11 protein-coding genes are annotated in these 15,064 nt (G+C 39.9%); 1 reads left to right on the plus strand and 10 read right to left on the minus strand.

The annotated features are described in order from the left end of the window. Positions 1-34: 34 nt before the first annotated feature. The 6 genes from AC0UA9_RS11465 to AC0UA9_RS11490 all read right to left on the minus strand — a co-directional run bounded on the left by AC0UA9_RS11465 (position 35) and on the right by AC0UA9_RS11490 (position 7,634). Positions 35-1,159, minus strand: coding sequence for a DUF3083 family protein (locus AC0UA9_RS11465; protein ID WP_475660182.1), 1,125 nt, complete (start codon positions 1,157-1,159; stop codon positions 35-37). 146 nt (positions 1,160-1,305) lie between these two features. Further along, positions 1,306-2,166 carry a PA4780 family RIO1-like protein kinase gene (locus AC0UA9_RS11470; protein ID WP_475660183.1) on the minus strand — a complete coding sequence of 287 codons (861 nt, stop codon included), beginning with the start codon at positions 2,164-2,166 and terminating at the stop codon, positions 1,306-1,308. A 3-nt stretch (positions 2,167-2,169) separates the two neighbouring features. Next, a complete protein-coding gene (locus AC0UA9_RS11475; protein ID WP_475660185.1) occupies positions 2,170-3,774 on the minus strand; it encodes an ABC-F family ATPase in 1,605 nt (534 codons plus the stop codon). Between the two features lie 269 nt (positions 3,775-4,043). Then, entirely contained in the window at positions 4,044-4,703 is a 660-nt protein-coding gene (locus AC0UA9_RS11480; RefSeq protein WP_475660186.1) for a DsbA family protein, read from the minus strand. A 79-nt stretch (positions 4,704-4,782) separates the two neighbouring features. Further along, entirely contained in the window at positions 4,783-6,756 is a 1,974-nt protein-coding gene (locus tag AC0UA9_RS11485) for an AsmA family protein (protein ID WP_475660188.1), read from the minus strand. Between the two features lie 56 nt (positions 6,757-6,812). Beyond that, positions 6,813-7,634, minus strand: coding sequence for a M90 family metallopeptidase (locus tag AC0UA9_RS11490; protein WP_475660190.1), 822 nt, complete (start codon positions 7,632-7,634; stop codon positions 6,813-6,815). Between the two features lie 266 nt (positions 7,635-7,900). Here AC0UA9_RS11490 and AC0UA9_RS11495 point away from each other — a divergent pair, with 266 nt between their 5' ends. Then, on the plus strand, positions 7,901-8,437 hold the full coding sequence (locus tag AC0UA9_RS11495) for a hypothetical protein (protein WP_475660218.1): 537 nt from the start codon (positions 7,901-7,903) through the stop codon (positions 8,435-8,437). A 107-nt stretch (positions 8,438-8,544) separates the two neighbouring features. Here the strand turns inward: AC0UA9_RS11495 and AC0UA9_RS11500 are convergent, their stop codons facing one another. The 4 genes from AC0UA9_RS11500 to AC0UA9_RS11515 form a co-directional block, all read right to left on the minus strand. Next, a complete protein-coding gene (locus AC0UA9_RS11500) occupies positions 8,545-9,489 on the minus strand; it encodes a sugar kinase (protein ID WP_475660191.1) in 945 nt (314 codons plus the stop codon). A 155-nt stretch (positions 9,490-9,644) separates the two neighbouring features. After that, positions 9,645-10,943, minus strand: coding sequence for an MFS transporter (locus AC0UA9_RS11505; protein WP_475660192.1), 1,299 nt, complete (start codon positions 10,941-10,943; stop codon positions 9,645-9,647). Then, entirely contained in the window at positions 10,943-11,341 is a 399-nt protein-coding gene (locus AC0UA9_RS11510) for a cupin domain-containing protein (protein WP_475660194.1), read from the minus strand. Before AC0UA9_RS11510 ends, AC0UA9_RS11505 begins: the two co-directional genes overlap by 1 nt. A 249-nt stretch (positions 11,342-11,590) precedes the next feature. Further along, a complete protein-coding gene (locus AC0UA9_RS11515; protein WP_475660196.1) occupies positions 11,591-14,923 on the minus strand; it encodes a TonB-dependent receptor in 3,333 nt (1,110 codons plus the stop codon). Positions 14,924-15,064: the final 141 nt, after the last annotated feature.

Genomic DNA, 15,064 nt, shown 5'->3' on the forward strand with positions numbered 1-15,064 from the left:
ACCTAAGTAACTAACCCGTGGTTATTACCAAACGTTATATTTTCAACATAAGATGCTGATGAACGCGTACGATTATATCGTCGCTTTCTTTTTTCCAGTTTACTTCGTCTGCAAAGCTTCTTAACGCACCCAATACCTGATTAACAAACTTACCATAGTTATTATGTGTTTCATCACTTTTGTCAGCAATAAATACAAGGCGTATGGTGTCAACTAATTTATCTGCTTGCCAATGCACACAAAAGCGAGATTCTGGGTTGTTAGGGTTTATACCAATAGAAATTAGCTCGCCGCGTATTTCGGCGACTTCGCTCTCATCATAACGAACAAAAGGCGATACATCTTTAGCGATCATAGCCGCTTGATCAATCTTGTTATTATTACATGCCTTTTTAAACGCTTGCTCTATTTCTTGATACAAGTTAGTAAAAGGCAACTCCGAAGTGTAATCAATTTCTGTCCCTTTTAATAAGCGACGTGCCATTGGCACACTGGCTATTGCATAAGTAACCGAGGTGTGATCATCGTCAATACTTTCGTTTTGGCTGTCATAACGCTCAGCAATTTCTCTAAAGGTATGAGCAAGCGAGTTACTACCGCCCTTTTCTTTGGCAAAAACGTCAAAGGTTAAATGCTGGTGGTCGCGTAACTTAATTTCACCTTTAGCTAAACCAATGATAGATGAAATTTCTTCAACCGCTTTGCGAACCGCATTATGGAATTTGCCTGCATTAATTCTGAGTTCTTCACCTGTTGCTAAAAATAGTATTTTTATTTTACGTACACGTACAGCGCCGTCATAGTAGCCTTTAAAAGTGCTGTTATGTTGTGGACAATAAAAGAAATAAGACTGTTGCTCTGTGTGCAAAACTCTTTGTTCATCGCTATATCTTACGCGTACTAAACGATTATTAGCAACAAAGTTCACGTGTGTTAAACCATGCTTTTCAACCACTTCAAAAACTTTGTGGGACAAAGTTTGATAAAAACGTTGATACGGCTGCGCTAACGTTTCATCAATTTTGCCACTAATTAAGTCAATTAAATTATCAGTCAGTGGTATTTCAGCTATGATATATTGATTGTCGCGCGAGTCACTAGGTAAAAATACCCGCTCTCCGGCACGGTGTTTTCTTAAAATTGATGAAGTTCTTCTCATATTCCCTCTCTAATAATGGTACAGCAAATCAAATTCATTACGTCCTTTATAGCATAAAGTGAGTAAAGTATTCACCTTATTTTTACTGCAGTAAAAATAATTATAATTTGCGCTTTATTTATACAGGTAAAAAGTTAATCATCTGATTATTCTTCAATTTCATTGGCATCTGCAATACGCTGTAAACGGGCTTGTTCTGCAAGAAAAGCCGCATTTATTTCTGCTATTACATTGTCAACATCAACAGCAGTTGTGCTTTCTTTAAATAAGCCTGTTAACTTAGTGTCGAAAGTGAGTTCGCCACTTTCGTATAAGGCCCACATTTCCTGGGCATATTTACTTAATAGCAAGGTTGGCGCAAACTGCCCATAATAATTAGTCATATTTTCGACATCACGAATTAACATGGCTTTGGCATTATTATTTGCAGAGGCGTCTACCGCTTGCGGTAAGTCAATAATAACAGGGCCATATTCATCAACAAGTACATTAAATTCTGACAAATCACCATGAACAATCCCAGCACATAACATGCGCAAGACGTAAAGCATCACTAACTGGTGATCTTCTATGGCCTGCTCTTCTGACATAACCACGTCGTTTAGTCGAGGAGCAACGTTTCCTGCTTCGTCTGTGATTAATTCCATCAGCAATACACCATCAAAACAACCAAAGGGTTGTGGTACTCTAACGCCAGCTTCAGCCACGGTGTAAAGTGCATCTACTTCTGCATTTTGCCATGCTTGCTCTTGTTGGTTGCGGCCATACTTAGAGCCTTTCTCCATTGCTCTAGCGCGCCTACTATTTCTGCTTTTTCTGCCTTCTTGGTATTGCGCTGCTTTTTTAAAGCTTCTTTTATTGGCTTCTTTATATACTTTAGCACAGCGAATGTCATCGCCACAGCGAACCATAAAAACAGTCGCTTCTTTACCGCTCATTAATTGGCACAGTACTTCATCGACTAAGCCATCGTCAACAAGTGGCTGAATACGCTTGGGAGTTTTCAAACTTTAAGCAACCTTCTGGTGATTCATTTGATTGTCAAGATACTCATCTAATGAGCCATCAAAGCTCACCAGTTTTTTATCTTTAATATCAATAATACGTGTTGCCAAGCTTGAAACAAACTCACGGTCATGACTAACAAAAATTAAGGTGCCTTCAAAATCCTTTAACGCGTTATTTAATGCATCTATGGCTTCAATGTCCATGTGGTTAGTTGGCTCATCCATAATTAAGACATTAATATCTGCCATCATTAACATGCCAAATAACAAACGGTTTTTTTCACCACCTGAACAGTTACGCGCTTTTTTATTCGCGTCGTCGTCAGTAAATAACATACGCCCTAACATACCACGAACGCTTAAATCGTTATGGCAAGGCCTACGCCACTGTGACATCCAGTCCATTAAGGTGAGGTCGTTCTCAAAAAATGCACCACTGTCTTGTGGGCAGTAACCTATTGAGGCATTTTCAGACCACTTAACTACCCCTTCATTATGCGCTAGCTGATTCATTAAGCAGCGTAAAAATGTGGTTTTACCGACGCCATTCTCACCAATAACGGCAAGTTTAGCGCCAGCTTCTAAGAGTAAGTCACCCTGTTCAAATAATATTTCGCCGTCAAAACCATGGCCTAAGTTCTCAAGCTCTAGGGCTTGGCGGTGCATTTTTTTACCTGGCGCAAAAGCAATTTTAGGGCTAATACGGCTTGACGCTTTAACATCATCTAATTTAATTTTATCCATTTTTTTAGCGCGAGAGCTCGCTTGTTTTGCTTTTGAGGCGTTTGCGCCAAAACGGTTGACGAAATCTTGCAGCTCCGCAATCTCAGCTTCTTTTTTCTCATTACCTGACAATAACTGTTCACGTAATAGTGCAGACTGAGACAAATAAAACTCATAATTGCCTGGGTAAATACGTAATTCACCGTAATCAATATCAGCCATGTGTGTGCAAACAGCGTTAAGAAAATGCCGATCATGTGAGATAATAATCATGGTGCATTTACGCTTGTTTAATTCCCCTTCTAACCAACTAATGGTGTGAATATCTAAGTTGTTGGTGGGTTCATCAAGTAGTAAAATATCAGGGTTGGCGAACAAAGCTTGGGCAAGTAATACCCGCAACTTCCAACCTGGCGCAACTTGCTGCATGGAGCCGAAGTGAAATGACTCTTCAATGCCCGCATCTAAGAGAATTTCACCTGCACGACTTTCGGCAGTGTAACCGTCCATTTCTGCAAATTCACTCTCTAACTCGCCTGCGCGCATACCATCAGCTTCACTCATTTCTGCTTGTGCATAAATAGCATCACGTTCTTGCTTAACTTGCCATAAAGCCATATCACCCATGATCACTGTGTCGATAACATTATGCTCTTCAAAGGCAAATTGATCTTGCCCTAAAGTACTCACTTTATTACCTGAAGTAACAGAAATATTACCCGAGCTTGGTACTAAATCACCACTGAGTATCTTCATAAAGGTAGATTTACCACAGCCATTTGCGCCAATCAAACCATAGCGATTGCCATTGCCAAATTTAGCCGAAATGTTTTCAAATAACGGCTCTGCGCCAAATTGCATTGTAATGTTAGACGTTGTGATCAAAGGATATTCCTGAATATTGCTGGTGGGTGTTGAGTGCTTATGAGGTTTATTGTTAATAAGTGTTATGACTTGCCAACCTACTTATTTAAATAATAAAGCCAGACTGTTAAAGTGGCGCATTGTACAGGAGAACGCGCGCAGTCTAAACCTATTAATGAATTTTAGTGGTTATTTTTTCACCTGCAAAACAAAAACCAATAAACTTAAGCTTAATTAGCCGGTGAAATGTTAACAGAATAATGATGAAACCCCGCACTCCCCCTTAACACTTAACTCTTAACAACTATATTATTAATAACCGTTAACGTTGCCTGAGCGTTTTGATAGTTCACAGGAATCATGTACCTATGTCCTTGGCACTCAAGCACAAGCGAAGGGAAACCTTGGGTTGTTAAGTCACGCGCCAACTGAATTTGCGCGAGTAATGTTTGTTGCGTTGTTTGGCTATAAAATTCACGTGTGAAACGTGATATGTCAAAGGTTTGCTTTACCCTCTGGTTCTGTTTTGCATCTTTCGTTGCCAGTTTGTCTGCTAAGCTAAGTAGCACCTCATCATCTGAAGGATTCAAGGCATCTAAGTAATAAGCTTGCTGGATCGCTGCTAGCATCTGCTGTTGAAAGCCTTGCTTGCTAGCGGCAATAACTGCCCGGCAAGCGTTATAAGTCGAGCGCCTTGGCGTATTATTATGCCAAAAATCAAAGTTAAACTTTGTCCCTAGTTTTTTTTCTATCGTATGCCAATGTGCTTTAATCATTGCTTGTTGTTGCGCTGACATGACCTCATTTGTGTCAGGTGCTAATCCCCCAGCCACATAGTTAACCTGGATACTGTCAGGCAGCATTGGTTGAAGCATATCCCATGTTGGGCGGTAACCCCAACACCAGCTACACATAGGATCATAAATATAGTATAAAATAGCTTTCGTCATCACGTGAACCTCAACCGTAAAGCGCTAACATCACACGTTAAGCAGCAAGTGTAAAAACTGACAATAAACGTATCAGGCATTAAGGCTTGGATTTATCAAAAAAACCTTTCAACTTATCTGCCACTTTGTCTTTTACTTTTTCTTTCGCCTTTTCCTTTGCCGAGGCGCTTATATCTGGACGTACCTTTATTTTATCAAAAGGCCCTGAAATTTTAACCGGAATTTTAATCCCTGACTTAACCTCTGATGCTGCTTGTCCCTCTAGCGAGGCTACCATTTCAGTCACTACTTGCATGTTAATGTTTGTCGCCGGCAAATCAATATCCCCAACGCCTGAAACACGAATAAAAGGGTTGGTTAACGACAAATCTCGGGTACTTGCTACACCATTTGTTAAGGTAAAGCTTGCCGTTAATGCTGCAAAGTCTGTTTTAGTAGCCTGACTAAAATCGCTGTCTAAACTTACCTCAGATAAGTTACCAGACATAACATTGCTGGCACTCTTGGCTATGGCCGCCAAGTTAGCGCCTTTAACTGCACCATCAATAAAACTAAAATTAAACGCACCATTGAGTTGCTCAATAAAGTCTTTTTGGCTAAGGCCTTGGGTAGATAAGCGCCAAGCTAACTGACCTTTTCCCATCAGTTTGTCAAAACCTATCGCATCAGTTAGCAAAGGCTCTGCATTTATTTTTGCTAATTCAAATTGCGTAGAGACCTGATAAGGTTTTTTATTGGCTGCCACTTCAATAATGCCTGATCCTTGGCCTTCATAGCCCTGAAAATCAAGTAACTTAACCGTGGCAACACCACCTGCTGTTTTAACCGAAAACTGACTTTTGCCTAATTTAATTTCTTGTACAATTAACGCACTTGACTTGACGGTTATATCGGCATTTAGCAATGCGATAGCCGATAGGTCTAGCTCAGTGTCATCCCATTCCAAGGGGGCACCACTGGGGTCATCAGTGCTTCCTTGCTTGGTTTGCGCTAAATACGGATTAAGGTTTAAAGTCCCTAAGTCAAACTCCGCTTGTACAGCCAAAGGATCTGATAACGTGAGGGTTGAAGTGCCCGTAAAGGCGAGTTTATCAAGCTGAGCGTTCAACGCATTTAACGTTAGCTTATTATTGGCAAAGTGCATATTTGTGCTTAATGAGAATTGATTAAAGGCCTCATCTTTCGCTTCAAGTGCTACATTCTGCCATTGTAACAATTGTTTCACTGAATCACCGGTTATTAACAGTTTACCACTAATATCTTGCCCTTGCGCTTTTATCTCGCCTTCATAATTTGCATTAATCAAGTTTGAGGTGAGCGCAAGATTAACGTTAAACGCTTGGTTATTAATTGCGTTTTCAGGCGTAGTCACACTGGTTTCTAGCGTAAACACTTCTGCCATATAGCGCACGCTACCCGAGATTTTTAGTGTTTCTTTTAATGACGGTAGTAACACAGCTAAATTCAGTTCATCAACCGTTTGTCTTGTTTTAGCTTTATGGTCGATGATGGTTAACGTACCACCTTGAATTTCAACTTGGCCGAGGCTAATGTCAAAATTTTCCGGTAAGGTAAAACTCGGCTGTTCTTTTGAGTTTTTGCCTGTGTCACTGCCTTGCGCTGAGCTCGGTTCAACACTTTCCTCACTTGCCTTGTTTTTAGCCACTGAAAATTGCCAGTTAACCTCACCCTTTGCTGTGGTTTCCAGTAAGATATTAGGGTTAACAATCACAAATTTATCGACTTTGAGTTCGCCCGACAATATAGTGAGCCAAGGGATATGAATATTAACCTGTTCAACCATTGCCATGTCAGCTTTTGAGCCATTAGCAATATTAGAAAAGCGAACATCATTAAGCACTAACGATAGCGAAGGGAAGAAACTTAACGCTTTGTCACCGTCAACAGATAAGGTGCGACCTGTCGATGCTTTTACCTTATTACTGATCTGATCAAAAATATCTTGCGTTGAAATTAGCTGTGTCGCTGCCACAACTAATAACACTAAAATAGTGACGATTATCGCCAGTGTTTTTATGACTGTGTTCATCATTGTTTTAAATACCTTAATTCCATTAAGTTCGTTGGTTACTTAGCTAATAATAGCCCTTACCAGTGAATAGGATCAACCTGATAGTACTGTTTTAGTTGCTGATACAGTCGAGGGTGTTCAAAATGAAGCTGTGCGGCCTTTTCGAAAAACACTTCACTGGCTACGGCAAAAAACTCAGCGGGATTAGTTGCACCGTAATAGTCAAACAAAGCTGTAGTCCCATCGTTTGCTTGTTGTTTTAGTCGTTCAAATTGCCGAGAGAAAACCGTAGACCAATCCTGATAACTTTGTCCTTTGTCCAAAATAGGCGCACCATTTGCTTGGCCACTTTCCTGATCTAACTGGTGGGCGAATTCATGAATAACCACGTTGTGTCCATCGTTGGGGTGTTGTGCCCCCTTCAAGGTGTCGTGCCAAGATAAAACCACTTTACCGTAGTCCCACGACTCACCTGCCAGTACTATTTTTTGAGTAAAGTGTACCCCATCATTAGCACGGCTTTGCTGCTGCTTAACAAAGGCATGTGGGTAAACCAATATAGTGTGTAATTTCGGGTAAAAGTCTGTTTTTCTATTAAGCAACAACAAACAAGCTTGTGCTGCAATGGTTATTTTAATTTCATCAGTGATAGTGACACCGTTACAACCAACAAAGTCTTTTTCTGCCAAAAACACCTGAATATGTTGTTTAAGCTGCAACTGCAAGTCTACCGGCATTTGCCTAAAATACGGCATTCTTTGTTGAATAATTTGCCGCCACGCTTTTTTAAAAGGCTTACTAGCAATTTTTTTGCGTTGGTAAGCACGCCAGTAAGGCTTACCCGCTGAATAACCGATAAGCAAAACACCAATAACAATAGGGAAAAAATAAGACAACATAATGCTCTTAAGTAGGTGGTTCAATAGTATGATATAGGTACGACAACGTGTAATTTCAATAGTCGCTAGCATTCCTGAGTCTATGCTATAGCACAAGATAAGAAAGTTGCTGTTCACTCTGGGATTGACTATAGTGCAGCTATTCATTATTTAATTTTTTAGGTCTGTCTATGTTGCTAAAGAAAAGTACATTAGCCTTATTTACGGGGTTATCTTGCGTACTTGTACACCAAGGGGTTGTGGCAAAAAATGTTTCAACCACCATAATGGAGGCGCCACTGGTTTCAATAAAGTCACACAACGAGTATTTTAACAATATTAAACAATTGTGTGGCAAAGCTTTTGCCGGTGAAGTCACTGAAGATAATTCAAACAGTGACAGTTTTGCTAATAAAAAATTAGTGATGCATGTGCGTAAATGTACTGATTCACAGCTGCAAATACCTTTTCATGTTGGGGAGGATGCCTCAAGAACATGGCTAATTACTAAAACAGGATCAGGTTTATCACTCAAGCATGATCATCGCCTTAACGACGGTACATATGATGCTTCAACCATGTACGGTGGGCATACAGTCGATGCTGGTTGGCCTAGTGTACAATCGTTTCCGGCCGACCAATACTCTAAAGAGCTGTTTGTTCAACAAGGTATCGCGCAATCCGTTGGAAATACTTGGCAAATGTTTATTTCTCCAACGCAATTTACCTACAGACTTATAAGATCAGGTAGAGAGTTTAGGGTTGATTTTGATTTAACTAAGCCAATTACACCACCTGCCGCTCCTTGGGGGTATAAAGACTAAGGTAACCTGAGTGAGTTCTGGTTGGTTACGGTACATAAAAACAAAGGCTAAAATCAAATGATTTTAGCCTTTGTAAAGTCAATATTGTTGCCTAGCGGTTAACTGGGTTAGTTAACTAGCTCTTTAATAAAGGTTTGGTAAGCACCTGGCTCAACAATAGCACCATGGTGTTGAATAACAAAAGCTGCTGACTTAGACGCTAATGCCACTGCCTCAGTAAGCGATAAGCCATTTGCTCTCGCACCAAGGTAAACACCATTAAATGAATCACCAGCAGAGGTAGTGTCAACCACCTTCTCTACCGGTGTGATAGGAAACTCATGAGCGGTATCATCAAGATAACAGAAAATACCCGCCTCACCATTTTTAATAATTAACTCTTTGCACTGATAGGGCTGGCAAAAGTCATACACTTGTTGCGATGTTGTTAAACCATAGAGTTGCTCAAAGTCATCAACACCTGGTAAAAGTGTGTCTGCGTAGCTAAAAGCTTGCTCAAATTGTGCTTTTGCTTGCGCTGGGGTTTCCCACATTCGTGCACGATAGTTTGGGTCAAAAACGATACTAACGCCAGCAGACTGCAATTTTTCTACCATACTCCAAAAGTTTGCACGGTCTTCTGGTGCTATCACCGCTAAAGAAATTCCTGAAAAGAAAAACATATCACCTTGAGACAAGGTCGCAATAGCACTTTCGTCAATATGTTGCATTACTTGCCGTGCTGCTGAGTCATTACGCCAATAAGTGAAACTGCGCTCACCTACATCATCCAGTTGAATAGAGTATAAACCCGGTATTTTATTGTCTGATTTAAAGACCAAATCAGTGCCAATATTTTCATTTTCAAAGTATTGCACCATGTCTTGGCTAAAATTATCCTTACCCACAGCAGTCACTAAATGCACTTTTATGTCTGAAAAAGTACGCTTTAAATAAACAGCTGTGTTAAAAACATCACCAGCGAAGGACTGCTTCAGTGTTTTTGACAACTTATCTTGTGAAGCCGTCATCAACTCAATCATGCATTCACCGAATAGAAAAATGTTTTTCATCTACAAACCTTATTATATCTAACGAAATTACGTTAACTATCATTTACCGACTACAGCTTAACATGTTATCGGTTTACTTATAATTAAAAATTAAGCTAATTAGCGCTAACTTAGCAAACCTGAGCTCAGTGTCCTAAGCTCAGGTTTATAAGCGCCTAGTTCTTCGACTTTAATGGTTCAACTTTTGGGATAAGAATCCACACTGACAATATGGCAGTTATAGCTAACGATGCACCAATAATAAAGGCGGGGGCGTAATTACCACCTGCCGTTAAAACAGGCACTAACGCAGTTAAGCCTAAAGCACCTAATTTAGCTGCCATACCTGACAAGCCTGATAAGGTACCAACGGCTTTTTTGCCAAATAAATCACTCGGTAATGTTTGTACATTACCAATGGCAGTTTGGAACCCAAATAAAATAACAGCCATAATTAATACTGCTGCTGTAGGGCCACCCGGATTCGCCATTGCTAATAAGGCTGGTAGCATAATTAAACAGCCTAACGTAATCGTTAGTTTACGTGTTTTATCAACGTTCCAACCAGCTTTTAACCGGTTTTGTGCAAGCAAACCACCAAACCAAGCACCAAACATGGCGCCTACATAAGGTACCCAGCCATAAATACCAATAGATTGTACATCCATTTGATACACTTCGTTCAAATAAATGGGAATCCAGAAAACAAATAACCACCAAATTGGGTCAATTGCTGCAGAAGCAATAATTACTCCCCAACTTTGCTTACGTTTAAGAATTTCAGCAGTCGACGGGTTATATTCATTTTCATCGGTGTCATCTTCTACTTCAGCCGTTTTTTGCCCTGATAAAATATACTCACGCTCTTCTGGTGTAATCCAAGGGTGTTTACCTGGTGGTGCTTTAACTAAAACTATCCATGGAATTAGCCATAACAAACCAACCAAACCAATAACAACAAACACCATTTGCCAACTAAAGAAGACAGTTAGGTAGGCAATTAATGGAATTGCAATAATACCACCAATAGCAGCACCTGAGTTAAAAATACCTTGTGCTAAAGCACGCTCTCTGGTTGGAAACCAATCCGCATTACTTTTTGCAGCTCCTGGCCAGTTACCAGCTTCAGAAACCCCCAATATTGCACGGAAAATACTGAAGCTAAGTACGCCCTGAGCAAATGCGTGTGCGGCGGTTGCAAGCGACCAAATACCAATAGAAAGTACAAAACCTAAACGGGTACCGACCCAGTCAAATATACGACCAAAAATCGCTTGACCAAAAGCATAAGATAAAATAAATACAATAGAGATATTCGCATAAATTTGCTTACGCTCTAATGCCGTTTCATTAGGAAACAACTCTTCTACAATATCCGGCCATAAAACGCTAAGCGCTGAACGGTCAATGTAGTTAATAACTGTAGCTATTGCGATTAACGCAATAACCCACCAACGTAATCCTTTTAATTGCATTATTTTACTCCTGGCGGCTTGCTGTTAAGTTTTTCAAGATCTAGGTTATCTAGCGTACCTGGTGGTAAAAAATCTTCTCGAGGAGGACTAAAGGTATCAATTAAAATACCGCCAGTAGGCGAGGTTGCACCATGGTCATCATACGGTGACATAAAGCAACTATCGCCAGCCTTTAATACTTTGGTAACTCCACCAATATTGAAGTGGAATTCACCTTCAACAATATAAGTAACTTGTGAGTGTCTGTGGGCGTGATTATAACCAACGGCGCCTTTATCAAACCAAATTTTAACTGCCATAAGTTCATGGTTGTACCCTAGCATTTGACGTTTCAAACCGCCACCAAGGTCTTCAATTTCTGCTTCACTACCCAATGTAAAAACTTCACCTTTACTCATAACGTGCTCCTAAAATACTATAATGTTTAAACTAAATGCCTGGATAAATAATTGTTTAAATTTAAATAAGCTTGAGATAATTAATAGCCAACAACTTGACCACTGTACAAACCAGCCCACCTAAAACACATAGAGTTCTCAATTAACCTAATAAAAGAGAACTCCTTTTCTACTTGTTTTCTTGTTTTTTCACCACTTAAGGACATGTATAGTTTAGTTAGGTACCACTAGACTATACATTACTTCAGTTTAGAAACTTGCTTTTATACCAAAAAACAATTTACGTCCTGAATAAGAGTAATCAGTTACGGTTCCAGGTCCGCGTGTCATCACTTGCGCTTCTTCTAATAAGTTAAGTGCTTTTAATGATACTGAAACATTTTTGCTAATTTTATACTTAACAGCTGCGTCAAGGTAATCACTGTCTTCTACCCAACGGTGACCTTTATGCGGGAAAGGTAGGTTGTTAGGTTGGAAGTAACGAGAGCGATATTTATACATTAAACGCATTGATAGTTTATCACCTTCCCAGTAAATAGAGCCTGAAGCAACATTTTTAGAAAAACCAAATAAATTAGCATCTGGGCTAATACCCCAGTTTGCCGGTTCAATCGTATTAAAGTCTGAAATTGCATGGTTCCAAGCACCTTTAATACCAAGACCACCTAAAACGCCTGGTAATTCAGAGAAATGCTTTTGGAAAGTTAATTCAAAGCCTTTAATTGTTGATTCATCATCAGCTACTTGGTTTGCCGTATAAGGAATAGCGTGAGAGTACGGTTCTTCACTTACTGTACCGTCAGCTAATACTTTTGTAACCATAGGCACACGATCTTCTATCACTAGTTCAGTACCACCCGTAAAGTTTTTCCAGTAACCACCTAAAGTCACTGCCATATCTAAACTCGGGTACCATTCTATTGATAAATCAAAGTTATTTGCCGTATATGGATTCATCATATTACCTTGTGCAGTTGCACTAGCTAATTGAACATCGTAACTACCACATTGAGCACTTTCGCTGGTATCAGCTTTATTACAGTCTGTAATCGTTTGTCCTGCAGACATCGCATTTAAAGAAAAACGCGACAGTGAACGATAAGCTGCTGTTCTTAGCAACCATTCATCATTTAAATGAAAAGTAAGGTTTAAGCTTGGTAACCATTCATCGTATGAGTCATCTAAGTATAATTGTGCTGTTTCAAAAGAGTAACCCCATTGTTCAACACCACCTTCATCTATATCAGGTGTGTCTGGGTTATCTATCGTAAACGACTGAGTCAAAATTGGCTTTTCACCCCAAGACTTTGAGTCTGTTTCTGTTCTTACAAAACGTAAACCAACATTACCCGTAACCGGTATCCCGGCAACATCAGTATAGATATTTGCCATTGCATATAATGCAGTAACATTCTCTTCTACATCAACTAGCTGGCCATCACGTTGATCTGGGTTTTCACCTATATCATAAAAACCTACATCAGGGTTATTACCTTCTGGAGTGTCATACCCTACTTGACCTAAGTAAGCACCAATTATACATTTTGAGTCAAATGTTAAGAAGTTCCCTGCATCAGCAGCACCACCTTCGCTACCCAAGAAGCCTTCTAAACTATGGCCATTGTCACCACAAGCTTGCGCTCTTGCCGTTGCTTCAGCATGCCCTTCAATATCATTTCTTGACCAGTCGTCACCTGCAGAATCATTATTTACACCATTTCTGAAAATATGGTCATCTGAGTTCCAGTTGTAGTCAATAGGACGACGCGTGCCATCATCAACATGTAATGCTGTTTGAATGCCTGAGTAATCATATAAATGCTGGCTTGAATAACGCACACCAAAATCTATAGAAGTCACCACTTTATAGTCATCAAATACATACTGGCCATCGAATGCAACCGCCCAAATGTCGTCTTCACGCTTATCATGTTCACGGCCATACTCTAAATATGCACCGCCATCACTAGCGACAAAGCTAGCCATGTCACTAACATCAAACGCCGCACCAGCATAGGCACTGTTTTCAACTAATTCGCCACCTTCATTTTTATAGAAGAAGTTAGCGTTTTCAATTTGTTCGCTATCACCTAAGTATAGTTTAGGCACTGTACCTCGTGAATCTAACGAGTAGGCTGTTGTTGATTCATGACGGAATTTGGCGCGATGACGTAAACGGTATCGGTAAGACTTAGAATAAGACGCATCCATAGCAACACTTAAGTTGTCATTAGGTCTAAATTCAATATTTAAACCATAGCCGTTATATTCGTCAACTTGGTTACGGTTTTCACCTTGCAAGGTTAATTTACCTTCGCCTTCTTCATAAAGTAAATTACCGTAATCATCAATAATCAAGGCATCCGCATTCATATTCTTAGCACGCTCTTGTGCCAATTCCATACGGTCTTCGGTATACTCTAAATGTGAGTAGGCATAATCAAAGTTAATGTCCCACTTATCGTTAGGCACCCACTGAAATGTACCAACAACGTTTTGACGTTCGTCTTTATCTGTTCCTGTACGCCAGTAAGAGTCATCTGGTACAAAGAAAATTGAGTCAGGATCAAATTTGGCTAAATGATCAGCGCCATTAACACCAAATCTATCTGCGTCAGCATTTGGTCCTAATGTTACTAAGTCAGCCGAGCGACCAGGACTTACCATTGAGTCATTGTCAGGCATACCATTGCCATCAAGGTCGCGGTCACCACAACGTTCATTGTCACCATTATTAGTAATTAAAGGAGAACCATCAGCCGCTCTAAAACTACAGGCAGCTAAGGTAGAGCTGGTACCATAGTTTTCTTCTGGGTTAGCTGAGCTACTTTGTACATAACCTAAGCTAAAGCCCATATCACCAAAAGAATCTGTTTCAAAACTTTGTACCGTTGAAATGGTAAACTTATTCCCCCAAGCAGACTGATTATCAGCTTCGGTGTAGTAATCATTGTAATCACCTTGTATTTCTACTGTGGTTTTACTCTTACCGTAATCAACCGCACGAAGTGAACCAACATCGATAGTACCAGAGGTACCACCTTCAACTAAGTTCGCTTGCTGAGATTTATAAATTGTTACTTTATCAACTAAGTTAGACGGGAATTTTTTAAAGTTAACTGCACGACCAGAACCAGCATTAGTAATAGTACGGCCATTAAATGTTGAATAACCCCAATAAGAGCCTAAACCACGAATAGATATTTCGTTTTGACTACCTTTTAGTCTGTGGCCTGATGCACCTGAGATGTTTTCAATAACATCCGATAATGAAAGGCCTGGTAAATCACCAAAATCAGCAGCAGCAATCGCATCTACGATAGCTGTATTGTGTTTTTTCTCGCTCAATGAACGTGTCATTGTACCGCGCATTCCTGTGACTTGAATAACTTCTATGTCACCTTCTTTATTTTTAACCTCAATGGTGCTCGTTGTGTTATCTTGCTCAGCTTCTTGTGCGTCTTGTGCCAACGCAGGTGCGCTAAGTAGTGCTAGAAAAGCAGAAGTGACCAAGGCCGCCTTCCCTCTGTTGTGAATTTTGTTGCTGGCTTTGAGAGCCGAGCTAATTTTATTTAATTTCACCTTTTTCTCCCCTTACTATTATATGTCATGTTGTATGTCATGTTTTTAGTTTTTATATATGGTGCGTTAAACGATCTATTAATTATTTATATGTAGCAAATTTCAATATAACGAACAAAGGTGCTTTTTGTCAACCACTTT

It is taken from the genome of Colwellia sp. F1, from assembly GCF_056238625.1.